This is a genomic window from Brevibacillus sp. BC25 (assembly GCF_000282075.1).
Taxonomy (GTDB): domain Bacteria; phylum Bacillota; class Bacilli; order Brevibacillales; family Brevibacillaceae; genus Brevibacillus.
Window position 1 is genome coordinate 165045 of the sequence record NZ_AKIX01000031.1, and the last position, 21224, is coordinate 186268.

At 49.0% G+C, this 21224-nt stretch carries 16 protein-coding genes; 9 read left to right on the plus strand and 7 right to left on the minus strand.

Going from position 1 to position 21224, the window contains the following annotated elements; translation table 11 throughout:
• The first annotated feature begins 6 nt into the window (after nucleotides 1-6).
• The 5 genes from PMI05_RS09535 to PMI05_RS09555 all read left to right on the plus strand — a co-directional run bounded on the left by PMI05_RS09535 (nucleotide 7) and on the right by PMI05_RS09555 (nucleotide 8311).
• A complete protein-coding gene (locus tag PMI05_RS09535; protein ID WP_007720366.1) occupies nucleotides 7-789 on the plus strand; it encodes an HAD family phosphatase in 783 nt (260 codons plus the stop codon).
• A complete protein-coding gene (locus PMI05_RS09540; RefSeq protein ID WP_007720368.1) occupies nucleotides 782-1123 on the plus strand; it encodes a multidrug efflux SMR transporter in 342 nt (113 codons plus the stop codon). Before PMI05_RS09535 ends, PMI05_RS09540 begins: the two co-directional genes overlap by 8 nt.
• 52 nt (nucleotides 1124-1175) lie before the next feature.
• Nucleotides 1176-5072: a metallophosphoesterase gene (locus tag PMI05_RS09545; protein WP_007720370.1), complete on the plus strand. Its 3897-nt coding sequence runs from the start codon at nucleotides 1176-1178 to the stop codon at nucleotides 5070-5072.
• 177 nt (nucleotides 5073-5249) lie between these two features.
• Nucleotides 5250-7925 (plus strand): YhgE/Pip domain-containing protein, encoded by a 2676-nt coding sequence (locus PMI05_RS09550; protein WP_007720379.1) that lies wholly within the window; start codon nucleotides 5250-5252, stop codon nucleotides 7923-7925.
• Nucleotides 7926-8065: 140 nt separating this feature from the next.
• The gene (locus PMI05_RS09555; RefSeq protein ID WP_007720381.1) at nucleotides 8066-8311 is read left to right on the plus strand and encodes a hypothetical protein; all 246 of its coding nucleotides are present in this window, start codon (nucleotides 8066-8068) and stop codon (nucleotides 8309-8311) included.
• Between the two features lie 25 nt (nucleotides 8312-8336).
• Here the strand turns inward: PMI05_RS09555 and PMI05_RS09560 are convergent, their stop codons facing one another.
• Both PMI05_RS09560 and PMI05_RS09565 read right to left on the minus strand, forming a co-directional pair.
• Entirely contained in the window at nucleotides 8337-9728 is a 1392-nt protein-coding gene (locus tag PMI05_RS09560; protein WP_007720384.1) for an MFS transporter, read from the minus strand.
• A 109-nt stretch (nucleotides 9729-9837) separates the two neighbouring features.
• On the minus strand, nucleotides 9838-10263 hold the full coding sequence (locus tag PMI05_RS09565) for a MarR family winged helix-turn-helix transcriptional regulator (protein ID WP_007720387.1): 426 nt from the start codon (nucleotides 10261-10263) through the stop codon (nucleotides 9838-9840).
• A 168-nt stretch (nucleotides 10264-10431) separates the two neighbouring features.
• Here PMI05_RS09565 and PMI05_RS09570 point away from each other — a divergent pair, with 168 nt between their 5' ends.
• A complete protein-coding gene (locus PMI05_RS09570; RefSeq protein ID WP_007720389.1) occupies nucleotides 10432-11085 on the plus strand; it encodes a hypothetical protein in 654 nt (217 codons plus the stop codon).
• 64 nt (nucleotides 11086-11149) lie between these two features.
• On the opposite strand, the gene gcvPB is transcribed toward PMI05_RS09570, so the two are convergent.
• Genes gcvPB through PMI05_RS09585 form a run of 3 tightly spaced genes read right to left on the minus strand, consistent with a single transcriptional unit; the run spans nucleotide 11150 to nucleotide 14976 of the window.
• Complete coding sequence (gcvPB, locus tag PMI05_RS09575) at nucleotides 11150-12739, minus strand: aminomethyl-transferring glycine dehydrogenase subunit GcvPB (protein WP_007720391.1); 1590 nt, start codon at nucleotides 12737-12739, stop codon at nucleotides 11150-11152.
• Between the two features lie 16 nt (nucleotides 12740-12755).
• The gene (gene gcvPA, locus PMI05_RS09580) at nucleotides 12756-14141 is read right to left on the minus strand and encodes an aminomethyl-transferring glycine dehydrogenase subunit GcvPA (RefSeq protein WP_007720393.1); all 1386 of its coding nucleotides are present in this window, start codon (nucleotides 14139-14141) and stop codon (nucleotides 12756-12758) included.
• Between the two features lie 52 nt (nucleotides 14142-14193).
• A complete protein-coding gene (locus PMI05_RS09585) occupies nucleotides 14194-14976 on the minus strand; it encodes an SDR family NAD(P)-dependent oxidoreductase (RefSeq protein WP_007720396.1) in 783 nt (260 codons plus the stop codon).
• A gap of 264 nt (nucleotides 14977-15240) precedes the next feature.
• On the opposite strand from PMI05_RS09585, the gene PMI05_RS09590 reads away from it, so the two are divergent.
• Genes PMI05_RS09590 through PMI05_RS09600 form a run of 3 tightly spaced genes read left to right on the plus strand, consistent with a single transcriptional unit; the run spans nucleotide 15241 to nucleotide 19004 of the window.
• The gene (locus PMI05_RS09590) at nucleotides 15241-16995 is read left to right on the plus strand and encodes a sigma-54-dependent Fis family transcriptional regulator (RefSeq protein ID WP_007720398.1); all 1755 of its coding nucleotides are present in this window, start codon (nucleotides 15241-15243) and stop codon (nucleotides 16993-16995) included.
• A 59-nt stretch (nucleotides 16996-17054) separates the two neighbouring features.
• Nucleotides 17055-17831: an arylamine N-acetyltransferase gene (locus PMI05_RS09595; RefSeq protein ID WP_007720399.1), complete on the plus strand. Its 777-nt coding sequence runs from the start codon at nucleotides 17055-17057 to the stop codon at nucleotides 17829-17831.
• 6 nt (nucleotides 17832-17837) lie between these two features.
• Nucleotides 17838-19004, plus strand: coding sequence for an MFS transporter (locus tag PMI05_RS09600; protein ID WP_007720400.1), 1167 nt, complete (start codon nucleotides 17838-17840; stop codon nucleotides 19002-19004).
• Between the two features lie 46 nt (nucleotides 19005-19050).
• On the opposite strand, the gene PMI05_RS09605 is transcribed toward PMI05_RS09600, so the two are convergent.
• Together PMI05_RS09605 and PMI05_RS09610 are read right to left on the minus strand one after the other, a co-directional pair.
• A complete protein-coding gene (locus tag PMI05_RS09605; protein WP_007720402.1) occupies nucleotides 19051-20484 on the minus strand; it encodes a M23/M56 family metallopeptidase in 1434 nt (477 codons plus the stop codon).
• A gap of 4 nt (nucleotides 20485-20488) precedes the next feature.
• Nucleotides 20489-20863, minus strand: coding sequence for a BlaI/MecI/CopY family transcriptional regulator (locus PMI05_RS09610; RefSeq protein WP_007720403.1), 375 nt, complete (start codon nucleotides 20861-20863; stop codon nucleotides 20489-20491).
• Nucleotides 20864-21224: the final 361 nt, after the last annotated feature.

Below are 21224 nucleotides of genomic sequence, written 5' to 3' on the forward strand. Positions count from 1 at the left end.
GAAAAGATGCCCGACTTACTTGTTAACAACAAGAGATATACCGTCAAAGCGATTTTGTTCGATAAGGATGGTACTTTGCTGGAGTTTGTGCGGCTCTGGGGGTACTGGAGCGAATCCGTACATCGTCATTTTGCCAGCCAGCTTCCGCAGCCGACTGAGATCGCTCCTCTCGCAGAGCTGTGGGGGACCGTTCACGACGAAGACGGGCAATTATGCGACTACAGCATCAATGGTCCGTTAGCGATGGGCTCAACTGGCGATTTGCTTGCGATCCTGGCATGGCAGGGATATCGTCAGGGACTATCGTGGGGAGAATCAATGCGACTCGCTAGAGAGTGCAAAGAGCGAGCTTATCAGGATATGGATCAGACTCGTCCTGCCTATCCCATCCCGGGGCTGATTCCGTTCCTCGAACAATGTCGCGACCACGGAATGTTTATGGGGATTGTAACCGCAGATGAAACAGAGGAAGCGATCAAGCATATGGAATGGATGGGCATTCGCTCTTATTTTCCAGTCATTATCGGGAATGATCAGGTAGAGCGTGGCAAGCCTTATCCGGACATGGTGGTAAAAGCTTGTACCCAATTGGGCTTGAAGCCGAGAGAAGTCGCTGTCATCGGTGATACGAGCGGCGACATACGCATGGGGAAAAGTGCAGGGGTCTCCGTGACCATTGGCATTGTGAGCAAGGAAGACTCTTCCGATCGGATACAAATCCTGGAGGAAGCAGAAGCGGTGATTTCCTCCTATGCGCAACTGAAGGTGGAGGCATCACGGCATGAATGATGGGATCGGGTGGGGATGGATTCTCCTCACATTCGCTATTTTGTTGGAGCTAGCAGGTACGACTTCGATGAAACTATCTGCGGGCTTTACCAAGCTGTGGCCATCCATTCTGATGTTTCTGTTGTACGGTGCGAGCTTCACTCTGCTTAATTTCGCACTCAGCTACATACAGGTCGGAGTCGCTTATGCGATCTGGTCTGGTGTCGGGATTGTTTTAATTTCATTCGTCGGTATTTTCTTATTCAAAGAAATGATCAATCTTCAGCAAATGCTTTGGATGTCACTCATTGTGATTGGTGTCATTGGTCTGAAAGTCAGCAGCAAGGTCGTGTAAAAATCATCAGTCGGACTCTATCAATCTGATCGAAATGAGGTGCGCGTTTATTATGAAAGTGATAAACAAAACGATGTCAATGGTACTGGGTGTTACGGTTGCCTTCATGGGAATGACTCAACCTTTTATGATCCAAGGCGTTCAGGCAGCAGGAGAGCAAACCGTCACGATGGACAAGCAAACTTATTTGTATGGTCAACCGATGTCCTTGTCGTATACAGGGGCTTCCCTGAAGGATTGGATCGGACTGTATAAAGCAGGTGCCATTCCACAGGGCAGCAACCCTTCTCTTGCTTGGCAATATACGAGTGCAGCCGGTCAGCCAAATGGTGCGATGAGCTTTACGAAATCGTTGCCAGCAGGTGAGTATGAGGCGCTGTACATGCAAAATGACGGCTACAACATTTTTCAGCGTGCTCCTTTTTCGATCATTACCTTGAATCCTCCTACGGGCATTACTTTTGTGGATACGGATGACGATGCAGACCAGATCGCAGGCGATGTGAAAATCAAAATCCCTGCTGATCCTGCGAATGTGACTCACTACAATCTGTACTGGGGAAATGATGTAGGAAAGCTGCCAGGAGAGCCGATCATCGCACAAGTGCAGCCCCCGACTACGCCAGATGAAACGTATGCGACCTATACAATCCCAGCTAACACGGTCATTCCAAAGGGCGCTACGAAGCTCCTCGCTTACTCGGATTCAACTGCGGGTGAAACGACAGCGAGCGCAGAGTTTACGATCCCAGGGATGGTGAAAGAGAAGCCATTGGTCAGTTTTGAAGTCATCACTGACATGCATGTGCAAACCAGCAAGGATCACGTTCATAATAAAAACCTCGAAGATGCCTTCAAAGATATGATTGCGCTGAATCCGGACAGTGACGGACTCATGACCATCGGGGACAATACCGAGAACGGAACCGAAGCACAATATATGGAGCTGGCCCGGATTTTTAACATGTACAAGGACCAACTCCCGGAAACGTATTTTGTGCAAGGGAACCACGATGTTCGCTGGGGGGACTGGACGCAGTTTTCCGAGCTGTTCCACAAGTACACCAACATGAAGTCTAGCTACTACAATGTGTGGATTAACGGCTACCAGTTCATTTTCCTTGGCACGGAAAAAGGGTTAAAGGACTACTCGTACTTGTCAGAAGCACAGTTGAAATGGCTGGACGAAAAACTGTCCGAGTCTGGGGGTAAGCCGACCTTCATCTTCCACCATCAACCGTTGAAAAATACGGTAGCAGGTGCGAACGTGGGCTATCTCAAAAGCAATTACTGGTACGGTGTCAGACAGGATAAGGAATTGAAAACGATCTTGTCCAAGCATCCAGGGGCCTTCCTGTTCAGCGGACATACGCACTGGGAGCTGGGTGCAAAGGATACGATGTACAACGCCAAATACGCCACGATGTTTAATGCGGGCGCTACCTCTTATTTGTGGACAGACGCCAATACAGGCAAGGATGGAAGCCAAGGCTTTTTCGTGGAAGTTTACGATGATAAAGTCAAGGTAAAAGGTAGAGATTTTAAAAACGACACATGGATCGCCAATGCGCAATTCGAAATCGATCTTTCCGAGAAAATACCAGTGGTAGACCCGGCTACCGACCCTGATTTGACCATCAGCAATCCTACCGTTCACATGGTCAAAGAAAAATATCTGCCAACAGAAGCCGTTGAGGTTGCTTATACCAGCTCTGTACTAGAAGACTGGATCGGTATTTTCCCTGTAGGAACGAAGCTTGGAAAAAATGTAAAACCAATCGCGATGCAAAAAACGAAAAGCGTCAAGCAGCCGGATGGAACGATTACGTTCAAGGATTTGAATTTGGCTCCTGGCAAATACGATGCCGTTTATGTCGGGGAAGCAGAGTATCGCACAGATAACGACAATCTGGAGCTTGGCCGCGCCACCTTTACCATTATCGATGAGACGCAGGCACAAGCACCACAAGCGGTATCCTTTACCGATGCGGACACGAATAAGGGTGTGATTGGCGGGGATGTTACGATCACTCCTGCGGCAAATGAAGCGAACATTGACGAGTATGTACTTTACTGGGGGAACGACGAAGGCAAACTGTCCGGGCAGTCTGCGATTGCATCTGTAGCCAAGACAGGCGATAAGGTCGTCTACGCGATGCCGAATGGTACGGCAATTCCGAATGGCGCTACGAAAATTCTCGCTTTCTCCAAGCAAAAGGACACAGAGTCTGAGGACTTTGCCCAAACAGCACTGAAGGATGCGTTTACCGAAGTACCACCAGTCACACCACCAGTAGATCCGCCTGTACTCACGCCAGATGAGCAGTTGCGCCAAGCCAATCGCGCTGCTGCTGAGGTGATTAAGAACGCTACAGATGAGGATGTAGTAGAGAAGCAAGCAGAGAATGCGATCAAGCAATTGTCCAAGCTGATCAAGGACGACAAGCTCAGTGATTCTACGCATCTTGCTTTGGTTTCCGATGCAACGGATACTGTTTTGGCAGCGATGGTTTCCAAGTGGAAAGAGGATATCGTCGATGAGGATCAAGTGTTAGAACAGACCTACTCGCTGTTGAAGGATGCTTTCTTGCCAGTTGTTGATGAGATCGAGAAAAACGATCAGGAACAATGGGAGCAAGCAGTAAAAGTCATGGCTCATGTAGCAGAGACGACGATTGCCAAGCTGGATAAAGACGATCTCTCTGAAAAATGGGTGAAAAAGCTGAAAGAACCGATCGCGGAGCTTTTGACACAAGTCAGCACGATCGAAGCAGACGATAGCGAAAATACGGAGAAGGTAGTCGCTCAACTCGAACGCTTTGCCCAAGCAGTAGAGGCCATCGAGACAGCACTGGACAAGCAAGCATCGCTATTTGACTTGGAGAAGACAATCGAGATTCGCATGGACGGCACTCGTCATGAAGTGCGTGCAGCGAAAAAATCGAAGGAAGAAGAAAAATCTTCGATGACACTAAGTGGTGATATCGTAGATGCATTGGCACAAAAGCAAATCAATGTGGCCCTGGTGAACAAGGAAGACGCAGGTGTATGGCTGTCCAGCGAGCTTCTCAAAGAGCATGACGGTGCGGATATCCACGTCGAGCTCTCGAAGCCGGACGACATCAAAAAGCCTTCGAAATCGGGCAATGCCAGCGATATGTACGAAGTGCGCCTAGAAGCAGACAATCAGGAATTGAAGAGCTTTGACAGCAGGACTGTCCGCATGATTCTGCCGTACGAGCACAAGGATAAATATTTGACGGCTCAGTACTATGATGAATCGAAGCGAGTATGGAACGTCCTCAAGACCTCCAAAGGCAAAACAGTAGATGTCATCAAAACGGGTGACCGCGCAAGCTTCGAAATCGAGGAGCCGGGCATCTACATGGTAGCAAATACAGGTCTGCAAAGAGTGAACGTTACACCAAGTAGGGCATCCCTGTTGCCGGGTGAGAGTCTCCAGCTCCAAGTGACCGGATGGTTCTCGAACCGTACCGAGCAGGATTTGACTGATGTAGAGAGCGGAACCGTCTATGAATCTGACAACAGCAGCGTCACCGTGGATGAAAATGGCTTGATCGAGATTTCCGAGGATGCGCGACCTGGCAAAAAAGTTACCATCAAGGTGAGCAACGGAGAAAAATCGACCAAAGTGACGTTCACGATCGCAGAGGTTAAGAGTATCAATCTGTCCGCCAAAAAGAGTACAGTAAAGCCTGGCAGTACGGTTCAAATGAGCGTGTCGGCTACCATGACGGATCGCAGCCGACGCGATATGACCAAGGAAAGCACAGGAACCACTTACAGTGTCGTGGAAGCGGAATATGCCGAGATTAGCGAGGATGGTGTGGTAACCGTCCATGAGGATACGCCGGACAAAACCACAGTGACGATTATTGCCGAAAACGATGGTCATACAAGCGAGTACACGCTGAAAGTGAGAAAATAGTTTTACCGATTTACTAGGAAGAGCCTGACCAGTGATGGTTGGGCTTTTTTCATCATAATTTAGCGTGTAGCGGCTCATGCTACTAGTAGCAGACTCATTCCCGATCATTTCCTTCCATGGTAAACTGTCATGTGAGTGTAAAGATTCATCCATTCTTTTTTACTAGGTGGTACATACATGCGGTCTATATGGAAGATTTACAAAACGGACTGGATTAACATTTTCAAGGTTCCGACTGGGATTTTTCTAATCATCGCCATCATTCTCCTTCCTTGTTTATACGATTGGATCAACATCAAATCAGTATGGGACCCTTACGCCAATACACAAGGGGTCAAGGTGGCGGTGACGAGCGAGGATCAGGGAGCCACTGTTGGCGATCAAAAGGTCAACATCGGAGACGAGCTCGTAAAGAGCTTGCATAACAACCAGAAACTAGGGTGGACCTTTGTGGACAAAGAAGAGGCCAGGCGGGGCGTGGAGCGGGGCGATTATTATGCCAGTATCCTGATCCCGGCTGACTTTTCCACAAAAATCACGGGAATTGTCCATGGCAACCTGAACAAGCCCGAAGTGATCTATACGGTCAATGAAAAAGTGAACGCCGTCGCACCCAAAATTACCTCGTCAGGTGTTTCAGCGATTGCCAAGCAGATCAACGAGAGTTTTACGGAAAGCGTCAGTGAAGCCTTGCTGACGAAGCTTACAGAGATCGGCATTAAAATTGAAGAGCAATTGCCGACCATCCGCAAAATCGAGAGTGGCGTTTTCCAACTGGAAAAAAGCCTGCCTGAGATTCGTGCCGCAGGGCAAAAGGTGTTGGAGATTGAAAAGAAACTTCCCGAGATTCACGAGAAAGCGCAGATCATTCTGGAAGTGGAAAAAAGAATCCCCGAAATCAATCAAGCTGGGCAGGCCGTGCTCAAAATTCAGCAAAACTGGCCGAAGATCAATGAGGCGGCTTCGGTCATTATTGCGATGGAAGACAAGCTACCGGTGATTGAGCAAGCCGTTGGACGAATTGAAGAGCTGGATCAAAATTTTGATAAAGTCGCAAACGCAGTGACTACGGCCACAGAAAAAGCGAGTCAGGCTATTGAGATCGTTTCTGCTGCGCAACATGCGTTGCCGCGTATCGCTGATCTGACTGATAAGGGCGCGGCTGTTACTGATCAGCTCAATGACTTTTTTACGAAGCATGACGGTGCCTTTGAAACGATTGCACCGCTGATCAAGCAAAATCTTATCTTAGCCCAGCAAGCATCGGATGCGCTCACACAACTCACAGATAGACTGTTGCAAATCAATCCGGATCGCCTTCCTACTGCGAGTGAGGTAAATGCCGTGAAAGACAGGTTATCCAGAGCCGTGAATGTTTTGGGGCATACCGCATCGCTTGTAGAGAAAGTAAACAGTTATATTCCTGGACAGCCATTGAGTCATTTCGCAGAGAGGCTGCGCACGATTGAGAACAGGATGAACCGGCAAATCGAGATTCTCGGTACGATTGCAAGCGCGCTGGAAAAAGGCAAGCAGCCTGCGAAAGATTTGGTGGAGAGCTTGAATCAGCTCTCGAAAAACACCAGCGCGGAATTGGGAGACATCCTGTCCAGATACGATAGCGAAATCGTTCCGAAAATATCCGAGGGCATTGAAAGGCTGAAGGTGATCACAGGAGAATCTGCTGATCTACTGCATAAGGCCCAAGAAAAACTCCCGGATATCGAAACGATTCTCCAAGAGACAAAAACGGGCTTGGAGCTGGGATTGGCAGAATTGAAGCGAATCCAGCAGGAGATGCCGCAAATACGGGCGCAGGTCCATGAGCTCGCGCAAACGCTCAGAAGCAAGTCGGATGCTTTTGCAAATGCTATTCGCGTAGCAGCTCCGTTCTTGAAAGGAAATCTTCCTACTATCGGGAAGAAGCTCGACGAGGCAGCGGCATTCGTCCAGAACGATCTGCCTAAAGCGGAGGCGAATTTGACCAAGCTGGCTGATTTTGTGCGCTACAAGCTCCCGGAGGTGGAGGCAGGAGTCCACAGAGTTGCTGCATTGGTTCGCGACGATCTGCCTAAGCTGGAGAGTGCCATTGGGCAGGCAGCCGACAAGCTGAGAGAAGTCGAGGCGAACAACAACTTCGCCGACCTTGCCAAACTATTGCGCGGCGACATAAAAAAAGAGAGCGAATTCCTCGCAAGTCCCGTGCAGATCAAGGAAAACCGCCTCTACCCGATACCGAATTATGGTTCGGCCATGTCACCGTTTTACGGTGTGTTGTCTCTGTGGGTAGGTGCGACCTTGTTAATTTCCTTGCTGAAGCCGAATGCGGAAAATCCGGGCGGAGTGTACAAGCCGTATCAGCTGTACCTGGGCCGCTTGGGGACGTTTGTGACAATTGGGCTGTTTCAGGCGTTGTTCGTCACGCTCGGTGATATTTACATCCTGGGGGCCTATGTAGCGGATAAAGCTCCGTTTGTGTTATTCGGTATGCTGGTCAGCCTGGTTTTTGTCACGATTACGTACACGCTGGTGTCCGTTTTTGGCAACGTGGGCAAAGGAATAGCGATCATCTTCATGGTGTTCCAATTCTCCAGCTCGGGCGGTACGTTCCCGATCAGTATGACTTCACCGTTTTTCCAAGCGCTGAACCCATACATGCCTTTCACGTATGCGATCAGCCTGTTACGTGAAGGGGTGGGCGGCATCCTCTGGGAAACGGTGATCCGGGATATACTCGTATTATTCGGCTTTATTGGTATCAGCCTGTTTGTAGCGCTCGCGTTGAAGCGTCCGTTGAGTGGAATCATTGAAAAGTCGATGGAGAATGCGAAGAAGACCAAGATTATTGGGTAAAGGTTACACGGAAGTCGATTGGAATTAGCAGGGTGTCCTCACGTAGATATCACTACTGGAGGGCACTTTTTTTCAAGGACAAGTGCTTATATAGTTTGGTAAAATATGGTTGGTTTGTGAATCGTAAAGGGGAGTGAACCATGGGGAGATGGTTTGGATACATTCTACTGACGATTTTGATAGGCGGTGTGTGCTTTTTTATCATTACTCCAGAAATCACCTTGATATTGAGCATGTTCGTCATTATCGGAACTCTGTTTTATATTGTACACATCTTGAAAAATGAATTGCCCAGATTAGTCCAGGATCGGCTGGAAAGACGATTCCACAAGACAGACAAAAATCTCGAAGAATTACAAAATCTGTACAAGCAGGAGACTGAATAGGGATGTTTGGGGAGAGGACACCTTTTTAAGGTGTCCTTTTTTCTTGAACAGGTACGGAACGTGTTGCCAGTCGGGCAGCAGATGCCAGCCCCAGTATGACGATGAACGTCTGAAGGAGCAGAGAAACGGTAATACCAACGGAAAGTGAAAACTCAAAGGCAGTCATCACAGATATGATGGCTCCTCCCACCCCAATGACAATCGCTGGTGTGAACGTATCAGCGATAGATATTTCAGCAGATACTTTTCCTTCTTCACCAGGTTTTGCAAGAGAAAACGCCATAGCACCGCTTGTCGGGTGAGCCATACCGATTCCAAAGCCCATAATGATCTGGCTAAAAATCGCGACCACGATACCGAAAAGATCTTGTTTAATCAACGTCAGGGGTACTGTGCCAGCTACTCCGATGAGCATAATAACGAGGCCTGTGATAATTCGTTTTTTTCGACCAGTTCCTTGGTCTTTCTTGTCCAGCTTTGCTTGTACATTGGCTGCCAGCGACCAACTGATTGCTGCGGAGGCAACAGCTAAACCAGCTTTGTCGGCAGTTAATCCTAAAATCGAAGTGAGTCCAAGGACAAGATACGTTTGTGTGCCGTAATAGGCAGCGACAAAAAGACCCCGAGACGCAATGACAGCAGGTAATCCTGAGCGTGCGACGAGCGTTCCTTTAGGCATCAGCTTATATAATGGGACACTGAGGGTGAGCAAACCCGCGACGGATAGCAGGAAACCGTAAATGGAGGGAATTTTGCCGAGTCCGAAAAGCAAGGCACCAGTCCCTAGGGCCAAGAAAAAAGGCAGAAGAAGACTACGATTGTTTGCCGCGCTTGCTTTTAGCGGCTGTAAGCCTCGAAAAGAAGGGGTGGTTAAAATTGCCGATAGAGCGATGAAAGGAAGGATCAACCAGAAGACATATCTCCACGACATCTGTTCAGCAATAATCCCGGCGACATACGGTCCGAACAGGCCAGGAAGAATATAAGCGCTGGAGAAGACAGCAAGAATCTGAGGGCGAAGGGAATCGGGGTAACGCAAAGTAATCATGGTATAGACGCAATTGATCAAAGCACCGGCTCCGAATCCTTGCATCACTCGCCCAAGCAGTAAAGTAAGCATATCTGGCGCAATTGCAGCCACTACAATGCCAACAGCAAAGAGCACGATAGTAACAATGAAAGGCTGGGCAGGCCCTTTTCTATCGACAAATTGACCTGTGACCACGGTACCAATCAGCTGAGCCAACAAATAAGCACTGAATACCCATCCATAAAGATCCTCACCCTGTAGTTCTCGGGAAAGACCGGGGGCGATTGTCGTGACAGCCAAGCCTTCAAATGCTGTAGCAGTCACCACAAGAATAATACCAATCGTCAACGCTCGGTAATGCGTGCTCCAAATCCCTTCTGTGCTCATTATTTTCACTCCTTTTTTGTATATATTTCGTCTTAAAAGTTGTTATAAAAACTGTTGCTACAACAACTAATTATATACAAAAAATGACATCCTGCAATATGTTTTGTTTTTACAAGTTTTTCACGTTCTCATAAATGATATTGAGTGTTCTTCGAAATTGGTTCACTTCTTCTTCGGTCAATCCAGCAATGGTTTTCTCGTACGCTTCAATGGAAGGTGGAAGGACCTCGTCTTTTAAAAGTCGCCCTTTTTCCGTCAGATAGACACGAAGGGAGCGGCGATCCTTTTTATCTGTTTCGCGATGAATGAAACCTCTTTCTTCCAGGAGAAAAAGCATCCGCGCGATATTCGTTTTATCCTTGTAGGTGCGATCTGCCAACTCGTTCTGGGTCAGACCTTCTTCTTCCCATAACACGACAAAAATCATCCACTGATCGATAGTGATGTTATACGGATTGCATACTTTTTGATAATAGTTGTTCAGTTTTAAATCCGTTCGTTTAACGATGACGCCGATATACTCATCCAATTTCATTGCGAAACCTCCTAGGTTAGGCAGTCAGGGCAACTGTTGATAAGACAACTATAAGGATGCTTCCGACAAGTGTCAATTTGCAGGGCTGATGTGTTGGACGCATGAAAAAGCCAAATTTGCTCAAAATAACAGCGGGATTCAATACTTATCAAAAAGGAGAAGGAATAGATGACTCTAATGCTCAGGAAAGTAACTGTGTTGATGATTTGCGCGGCATTACTTGGTGTGCCGGGTATGGCAGCAGCCAAGGAATCACAAGGAAATGTACAGCAGGCAGAATGTATAAAGCCGAAAGAAGTAAAGCTTCAGGGTGATATGCGCAGGCTCTGGATCGACCATTTGCTGTGGGACCACACCTATATGGTAAGCGCCTTGGCAGGACTGGAAGACAAAGACGCGGTACAGGCACGACTCTTGAAAAACCAGGTGGATATCGGGAACGCAATCAAGCCGTATTACGGAGAGGAAGCAGGTAAAAAGCTTACCGAATTGCTGACGGCTCATATTACCATAGGCGGCAAAATCATTGACGCAGCCAAAAAAGGCGATCAGGCAACTGTGGCAAAGCTGGATAAGGACTGGCACCGGAATGCGGATGAGATCGCCAAGTTCTTGAGTAGTGCCAACCCCAATTGGAACGAGAAAGAACTAAAAGAGATGATGTACACGCATCTGAAGCTGCTCACTGATAATCTCCAGGCGAGATTGAGAAAAGACTGGGAAGCGGATATTGCTGCGTTTGATCAAGGTGAGGACCACATCATCTCATTCGCTGATGTGCTGACAGCAGGCATCATTAAGCAGTTCCCGAATCAGTTCTAAAAGAACTTTCCCAACGAAAAGAACGCCAGCACTTGTCGTATTCCGTGCTGGCGTTTCTTTCTTTTTAACCTTGTGCCGTCTTTTTCAAATAAGCTCTCCATGTGATGCACCATTGATCAGGATCATCGAGCACGGACTCCAGGACACGGTGACCTGTACTATTGTGCGGCGCTGTTTTGACGATCTCTGGATTCTCATAGGCTTCCTGTGAAATATGGGTCAGTGCCGCAACGTATTCGTCGAGCTCTGCCATGGAGTAGGACTCCGTCGGTTCCAGTGTAAACGGCTCCGGCACAACGTACGGGTGGTGACTGGTCCAGTAATGGTGGGCAAAGTCGACCATCCGGCGCTGAACATCGTATGTCGTGACGCCCGTGTCTTCTTTTAACTGTTGCCAGCTATAGCGAACCTGCTCCAGGCGTCGACCTTGTATATAGGGCGCGCTCGCACCTCGGATTTGCAGGATTTTGTGATAGAGATAGTTGTTGTTGAGGCAAGCGATTTCGGCAACTTCTTTCAGGCCGTCAGCACCAAGTGCACGGACCCAAGCGTAGGAGCGCAGGACAGCAGGGGGTACGCCGTAAAAGCTGCGGACTTTCCCGATGCTGTTTTTCAAATCACGCTTATAGAAGTAACGCTCTCCGTCGAAATCTACGATCGGTCCTGGCAGGAATGGCGCAAGCTCGGCAGTGACACCGATGGCACCTGTTGCAGGTCCGCCGCAAGCGTGTGGGACGGAGAAGGTTTTGTGCAGGTTGAAGAAGCACATGTCAAAGCCAGCTTCCAGCGCGCGGGTAATGCCGAGCAAGCCGTTGGCGTTTGCTTGGTCGTAGCAGCACAGCCCCCCTGCGGCGTGGACGACATCTGTGAACTCCTTGATGCGGGAGTTGTAAATGCCTGTATCCTCTGGGTTCGCTACGGCAAAGGCAGCTGTTCGCTCCGAGACGAGGCCCTTTAGCGCTTCCAGATCAGGGTAGCCGTTTTCGTCAGCAGGTACATAAATGATTTTGAAGCCTTTGACTGCTGCCGTTGCGGCTTGGGACGGGTGGGAAAAATGGGTGGTAATAAACTCGTTGCGCTGCTCCCCTTCGCCGCGAGATTCGTGATATTTGCGCACGATAGAGGCTTGGGTAAACAACGCCTGTGTACCGCTGCCTGGTTGGAACGAGAATTTGTCCATTCCCGAAATCTCGCGCAGGTACAAATCGAGCTGATACGTCATCTCCAGCATCCCTTGGACAGTGGACTCGTCTTGCAGCGGATGCAGCTCCGCCATTTTCGGCGAGCGCACGAAGCGTTCATTGATTTTCGGGGAGTATTTCATCGTGCAGGTGCCTTGCCCAATCTCTACGTTGAAATCCGACCCCAGAACCTCCTGCGAAATGCGTGAGTAATGACGGATCACGCGGTACTGACTGATCTCGGGAAGATTCGGCCGTTTTTTTCGGCGCAGGCTGTCCGGCAGCTGAGAGATGCCATCGCCAATGGTCTCCACGATTTGTGGCTCGACGGGTGGTACCTCGACGCCACGCTCACCGGGCTGGCTCAGCTCGAAAATGACAGGCTCATCCCACTTTGCTTGGTGGAAGCGGCGTACCTTATGGTCTCTCGGAATCCGCTTCATTTTGTCGATTGTTCCTTCGGATGTCTTCATGGTCGGTTTCCTCCTTTTACACGATGTTTTTTATGGCAGCAACGAGTGTATCAATATCCTCCTGAGTATGAACCTCCGTGACGCAGTAGAGCGCACATTGACCCAATTCCGGGTAGTGTTCAGTCAAATCAACTCCGCCGAAAATTCCTTTGGCGAGAAGCGCTGCGTTGATGTCTTTGACGGTTTTGCCTGTTTGCGAGAAGTCGATCACGAACTCCTTGAAGAAAGGAGCGGCGAATTTGGCCTCGACGCCGGGAATGGAAGAGAGCTGCTTGGCTGCGTATTGGGAGCGCTGCATGATGCCTTGCCCGACTTCTTCTATGCCCACGGGTCCCATCGTCGCCAAGTACACGCCTGCGGTAATGCCCCATAGCGCTGTTTGTGTTCCGACGGACTCCTTGCCTTTTTCACGTTTGGCAAAAGAGGTGCGGTCATACGCGACATCTCCGAAGCCGTATTCGCCTTCGACCTCTGTCGGTGCGATCCCGAACAAGCGGGACGGATATTCCATGACGAAGGTCGGATCGTCATGCGTAGCGATAAAGCCGGATTGCCCGCCGCCGTAATGCATGTGTACGCCAAGCGGTTGCAAATCTCCGCACACGATGTCCGCGCCGTAATTCGCCGGAGCTTCCATCACGCCGAGAGAGATGGGATCGACGCCGACTACGCAAATGGCACCGGCTGCATGAGCCAAGTCCGCAATCATCTGTCCGTTTACTTCCACAGAGCCGAGGAAGGTCGGGTTTTCGAAGTAAACCGCTGCTGTATCTACACTGAACTTTGCTTTTAGATCATTCAGGTCAAGTCTGCCTGTTTCGTTCTCAAAATCGATCAAGGTGACAGTAAGATCAGGAGACGTATAGTTTTTGATGATCAAGAGCTTGTCGGGATGGATATTTTTCGAGACCAGGAGCTCTGTGCGTTTGGTGATACGTGCTGCCATGCGCAGAGCAGTAGAAGCAGCCTGTGCCCAGTCAAAGGTTGGAACGTTCACGACATCCATATCGACCAACTCAGCTACGAGGCTTTGGTACTCGAACAACGCCTGAAAGCGCCCCTTGTCTTCGTAAGGCTCACCAGCATACGCCGTCAAAAACTCCGCGCGGGAGTTGATTTCATCACAGACAGCCGGAACAAAATGCGGCCAGCAGCCTGCGCCGAGGAAGCTGATGTTTTCTTTCGTCGTTTTGTTTTTGTTCATCAGCTGGTTGACGTGGCGCTCCAGCTCGTATTCGGTCAAAGCTTTCGGGATGTTCATTTTTTCTTTTAGGCGCAGCTCCTCGGGAATGTCCTCATAGATATCCTCGATGCTGGAAAAGCCGATTTCGCTAAGCATTTTCTCTTTGACTTCAGGTGCAGAATTCGGAATATACGGGTGGGCATAACGCTGTACGCTCATCTCATGGTTCCTCCATCTCTTCGTTGGAATATTCAGTCGGGTTAACAATCAATTAAGCCAAACCGCCGCCGTCGACGACCAGTACGGAACCCGTCACCCAGGATGACAGATCGCTGGCAAAGAACAGGACAGCATTGGCAATATCTTGCGGAGAACCGAGACGCTCCAGCGGACGCCCTTGGGCGGAGGAGACGAGGAATGCTCCTTCTTCCTTTTCCAGCTGGCGCGCTTCTTCACGTAACAGAGGTGTGTCGGTATCGCCGGGTGACACGCAATTTACACGGATGTTTTCCGGACCGTGGTCAATCGCCATTGCCCGCGTCAGGTTGACGACGCCTGCTTTTGCCGCGCAGTAGGCCGCCGCCTTGTCACCGCCCTTGATGCCCCAGCCAGAGCCAGTGTTAATGATGCTGCCTCCACCTGTTTTTTCCATGACCGGAATGACGAATTTGGAGAGGTTGTAAGCACCCTTCAAGGAGACGTCGACGACCAGATCCCAATCATCCTCTTCCAGCTCGACGACCGTCTTTCTTCTTATAACGCCTGCGTTGTTGAATAAAATATCGATGCGACCGTACGCTTCCTCGATCGCTTGCGTTACTTCACGACAATCCTGTTGGGAAACTACATTGCATGTAAAATAACGGGCTGATCCACCCTCCGCCACGATTTCTTGTGCCGCCTTTTCCCCGAGCTCCTCGTTGATATCAAGCAGCATGACGTTTACTCCGAATTGGGCCAGTCGTTTCGCTGTTGCAAGTCCGATACCGGAAGCAGCACCTGTCACCAAGGCTACCTTTCCTTGCAAATTGAATACCTCGTTCGTGTTTACCATGGTTGATCACTCCCCCTAGTTGAAAAGTTTATATTGCAATCACTGTGCCAAGTGCGGAGTGAACCCCGCTGGGTGACATGTTCCTTGTTAGGTCGCAAAAAAAAGCTGATTTTACGAGGTTTCGACTGTGTTTCGTACCGTCATGGCGGTGACAAAAGTGGCAATGAGTTGTCATTGATGGCAAACATCAGTGGTAAAATGTTTGTGAACTATCTAAATATTTCATAAAATAGAGAGCAAGGACAATAAGCAGGGAGGATATCCATGGTTTCGTTGGATCTGTGCAAACCAGCCATCGAAAAGGTCATTACAAGCATTTCAGATATATTGAACGTGGATGCTGCGGTGATTAACGAGCGCGGCCTATTGGTCGTGAGTACAGAGCGCTACTTGAAACAAAAAGGCGAAAATGTGCATGTGCCCTCGATTGAATTCGTGTTGGCAAAAGGACAGTATGTGGTAGATAAACCTGGCTCCATGGAAATGTGCAAAGGATGCCGTTTTCTCGACAGCTGCCCCGCCAAAGTCGAGCTGCTCTCTTCTATTAAGGTAGCCAATCATGCAATCGGGGTCGTTTCCCTCACATCCTTTACGAAGGAAGGTCAAAATCGTCTATCCAAGCATACAGAGAGATACCAGCAAATCCTGACAGAAGTCAGCGAGATGATTACGGCGATTGTACAGTCCCATGCGACGAGACAGATCGAATCGTCTGATGACTCCATGCGGCTGTTGGAGGGAGCACTGGATACCGTTGCCGATGCGTATTTCACATTTGACCGAAGTGGCAATGTCATTCACACGAACGCCAGCGCGCGTAGACTGCTGTCTCAGCATGAGCTGCTGCCAGCGGAGGTATCACGGATGCTGCTGCCGTCATTATCCGGGATGGCCGCGCATTCTTTGCCGATCGCCAATTGTCTCGTTGACAAGCTGGATGCTCCGACTGAGGCTACGCCGATCATCGTCAACAATCAGCTCATTGGCGGCGTGCTTCGCGTGCAGAGGGGATCGCTAACCGTTCCGCGTTTGATGGATCATGAAGGGAGCCGTTCGTCTGGCAAAGCGGATAGCCTTGCTCAAATCGTGGGAAACAGCCTAGCCATCAAGCAGGTCAAAGAAATGGCGATGAAAATCGGTAACAGCAGCTCTACGGTACTGATTACCGGCGAAACAGGGACAGGCAAAGGACATCTGGCAAAAGCGATTCATGAGGCAAGCACGCGCGCTTACTACCCGTTTGTCGCGATCAATTGTGCCAGCATTCCGGAAAATCTGTTCGAAAGCGAATTGTTCGGTTACGAGGACGGCGCGTTTACTGGAGCCAAAAAGGGAGGAAAGCCAGGACGGTTCGAAATGGCAGAGGGAGGAACGCTTTTTCTGGATGAAATCGGCGATATGCCAATCTCGTTGCAGGCAAAGCTGCTGCGCGTCTTGCAGGAAAAGGTCGTGGAACGCATCGGCGGCACGCGGTCGTTTCCCATCCATGTACGAATCATCGCGGCGACGAACCAGAACCTGGAGGAGCTCGTGGAGAAAAAAGCGTTTCGTGCCGATTTGTACTATCGGTTGAACGTCATTCCAATGCATGTCCCGTCTCTCGCAGAGCGCAAGGAAGACATTGAGCTCTTGGCCGTTTCATTTATGGAGAAGTACGGAGAGCAAGCAGGACGCACCTACTTCGGAATAGCGCGGGAGGCGATCAACCTGCTCACGCACTATCACTGGCCGGGCAATGTACGGGAGCTGGAAAACGCCATCGAGTACGCCATGAACATGGAGCAAGACACGGTTCTGACTGCGGACAGCTTGCCTCCGCGCCTTCGCGCTCGTCCTCCAGTGGCTCCTTCACATTCAGGTCCAGCTATAAAAGCGAGGGTCGCCGATGCACAAGCGGACGCCATTCGCGCTTCACTGCAAAAGCACGGCAGTGATTTGAAAGGAAAGCAGCGGGTAGCAGAAGAACTCGGGATCGGGCTACGCACCTTGTATCGTAAGCTAAAGCTGCTCGGTATTTAAGGAATTCAGGCAGGAGCTTGGTGTAAACTTGTGGGAGAAACGATGTGGGGGGAAGAAGCATGAGTGAACTGAATGCCTTATTTCGGAAAAGAATCGGCATGCCAGAAAATGAAACGATTACCTTCGATACATTGGATCGCCTCCTTGATCTGACAGCATTGGCGATTCCTTTTGAAAACCTATGCATTGTGGAAGAGCGAACGAGCGTAATCTCCAGACAGTCCGTTGTGGAGAAGATACTGGTCAGAAACGAAGGCGGTCTTTGCTACGAACTCAATATGATGCTGTATTTCTTCTTGGTGGAAAATGGCTTTGACGCCCATCTGATTCGCGGAGTTGTTTACAAGCATAACGTTGGCGAGTATTACACGATTGGTCGAACACATGCCACGATTTTGCTTACATATGAGGGGCAAACGTATTTGCTCGATACGGGTTTTGGTTCGAATCTGCCGTTGAAGCCTGTTCCGTTAACCGGAGAGACCGCCTCTTCACGTAATGGTGAGTTTCGGATCAAGAAAGAGCAAACGGAGTATGGCGATTATGTACTCGAAATGAAGCTGCGGCACAAGGATACGGACTGGCGGATCGGCTATACGTTTGATTCACAGAAGCTGGTGACGGATGAAGCGGAATTAAACGAGATTCAGACGATTATCGCTGAGCATGAACAGTCTCCCTTCAACAAAAGCCCGTTGCTTACGCAGCTTACAGAGAGAGGCAATGTTACTTTGACGAATACGTCCTTTACGCAATGGGTGGATGGAGTCGTTACGAAAGAGGAAATAGACAATGCGAGATTCAAAGAGCTGGCGAGACAGCACTTTGGGTTGTAACAAAGCATGAATAATGTATGGCTGCTTAGTTTCGTCAGTTTTTTCACAGACATGGGTACATACATGGTTACCCCGTTAATTCCGATCTTTCTTGCCTCCTCGGGTCCTATGATTATCGGGATTATCGATGGGGTTTCTGAGGCTCTGACCAGTCTGCTTAAGTTCGTTTCAGGTTATGTTTCCGATCGTTCCAAGAAACGAAAATCGTTAGCCATACTGGGGTACGGACTATCCGGGATCGGCAGGATATTCCTCGTAATGGCCAGTTCATGGGTAGGTGTTTTTGTCTGGAAGCTGATTGATCGTACGGGTAAGGGAATACGAACGGCTCCGCGCGATGCGATCATCTCGGAAGCAGGAGGAAAACGAAAGCAAGGACGCTCATTTGGCTTGCATCAAATGATGGATATGCTCGGGGCGGCGATTGGAATCGGCATCGCATATCTCCTATTAACGATGGATGGAAATAAAGATTTCCACAGTGTTTTCTTGTATTCAATGATTCCGGTCGGCATTGGCTTCTGCCTGCTCTTTGCCGTCAAGGAGAAGCGGGAAAATACGAAGGTGATTTCGCGTGAACCGAAAGCAAAACCGAGCTGGAAGAAGTTAAATCGTGAGACCAAGCAATTGCTTCTGATCATTATGCTGTTTACAGTTGCCAATTCGTCCAATTCATTTTTATTGCTGCGAGCAACTGATCTCGGGCTTTCTGCTACGAGTGTATTGTTGCTGTATTTAGTCCTTCATTTGGTTGCTTCGCTGTTTTCCTATACATCCGGTGCCATTTCCGATCGGTTCGGACACAAAGTCATTCTAACCGTTGGCTATATCTTATATGGATTCGTATATATTGGATTCGGAATGGTGAGTTCGCTAACAGGCTTATGGTCGCTATTCATTATGTATGGTTTTTATATCGCGTTGACGAAGGGAATAGAAAAGTCATTGGTTGCGTCCTCCGCACCGAAAGATTTGAAAGCAACATCACTGGGCATGTACTCGATGGTTACAGGAATTGGTTTGTTGCCCGCATCCCTTCTTACCGGTTGGATATGGCAAGAGTTTGGCGCGGCGACCTCTTTTTATTTGAACGGTTGTATTGCTTTGGTGACTGCACTTATCCTGTACAAGGTGCTTTCAGGTAACAAACAAGATTTGTCTACGAATCAATAAGCGTAACAAGTTAGGCCACAGATATTTTTTCTGTGGCCTTTTGTCTTTATTCTTTAGCTTCTATGTCTACCAACAGCTTCATCGGATCAACGGGTATACCATTTTCGAGAACCTGGAAAGCAAGATGCGGTCCCGTGCTGCGTCCCGTACTTCCCAACAGACCAATGAGCTGGCCTTGGGTCACAGTAGTGCCAGCGGTGACTTCTAGCTTTTCTAAATGAGAGTAAACGGTCTGATACCCGCCTTCATGCTCCAGAATGACCTGGTTGCCTTTCCCTGTTTTTGTATCGTACTCAGCCTTGACTACCTTTCCGGACGCTGCTGCCTGAACTGGCGTATTCAGGTCGTTTAAGATTCTCAAGCCTATTGTTTGATCAATAGGGCTTTTAATTGTTCCTTCTGCGGGGACGACGAAGCTCTGCTCGTTCCCTAGCACTTTGTTTGCATCGGTCAAAGTAAAGATGCCTAAAGCCATGACGACCAAGATACCAGATAGGGTCCACGTATACGCCCGTTTTTGAAAGTGACGAATCATTTCTATTCTCCTTTTCACCTGTTTTTTGGAGCTGGAGAACCCGGCTGTGAAGCGAATCTGTTTGGGACAGGCATACAGCTCGAGCATTTTGATCATGGTGTATCCATAGCGAGGTACCTCTGTCTCCTGCAAATAAGTCAAAGCCAAAGCATCACAAGCCATTTCCTGATCCTGACGCATACGGGAAGCAGCGTACCATAACAACGGGTTGAACCAGTTGAGGATCAGCAGCACGCTCATGATGCTGTTCACAGGAATATCTCGTCTTTTCCAATGCGCCAGCTCATGCAAAAAGATGTGGCGCAGCTCGTGCTCGTTGAGCTTGTCCAAAAGATTTGCCGGCAGCCAGATTTGCGGTCGCCAGATTCCTATCAAGGCAGGGCTTGTCATCTGATGGCTCATGAGCAGGGGAATGGATTTGGTGATGCCCATCTGTTTTTGGCATTGGGAAAAGACGCGCAAAATGGCTTCATCCTGTACGAACTCATCGTTTTTTAGCTGAGAGAGCAATCGGTATGTACTGCGAGTCATGGTGAGAGCGAAAATGGCGACACCGCCGATCCAGATGAGGGAAAGCAAGCTGATCCAGGAAAAGCTCGCTTCATTTGCTAGTGAGGCATCTGGGTGGAGGGCAGAATCATGCGGCTGCAAAGCCTCTGTAGTGAGAACAATCGGTTCCGTAGGCGGGTGCGCTTCCTGTATGGATGTCCAGGACGAAGTAGGCAGCAAGTTATACAAACTGATCGTGCTGTCTATCGACCAAGGAACCGCGAGCTTCCAGAGAAGCAGGAACCATACAGCGTGGTGCCAGCGGATGGGGAAAAGCTTTTTGCCGAGCTGCTGGCAGAGCAAGATCAGGAGCACAAGAAGACTGGCCTCGATGGAGTTATACAGTGTCCACGTAAATGCTTGATTGAGGGTGAGTGTGAGCCATTGCCAATCCACCAGCTTATTTCTCCTTTTCGGAAAGGATTTTTTTCAGCTCGTCAATCTCTTGAGAGGAGAGCTTTTCCTCTTTTAAAAAGTGAACCAGCATTGGCTTTAAGGCCCCGCCGTACACGCGCTGCAAAAAGGATTGGCGCTCTTGGCGCTTGCATGCTTCCTCAGTGAGCACAGGAGAGTAATAGTAGACTCGATTGACCTGCTCATAGGTGAGAATGCCCTTTTGCAAGAGGCGGCTGAGCAAGGTTTTGATTGTGTTGTCTTTCCACGTCTTGTTGTGTCGTAGGTCGTGGATGACATCGGCTGCTGTTGCGGGTGACTTTGCCCAGATGACCTTCATAATCTCCCACTCGGCATCCGAGATTCGCGGCTGCTCGTCCAAGTAAGACACCTCCGTCAACTACATTTGTAGTCGTTAATTTTGTTTTAAAGATTACACTTGTAGTCACCGGGTGTCAACTATCGTTTTTGTAAATCCGTTTTAGGCGAGCATCATTGGAAGATGACGATTGAAACGCTATTTCCAATTATTTCATTTGATAACGTGAACAGCTCGTGTTATATTAGTGATCCGCCTTTGAAAAAGGGCGAAGCAAAATTGAAACTATGATAAAATTTGATTTTTACTACTTGACTCAAAACAATCATACATGGTATATTGTGAGTCCGGCACTTTTGAAGTGCTAGTGAAAATGCTCTTTGAAAACTGAACAGCGAAAGCGTTAATGAGTCTATCATTAAAT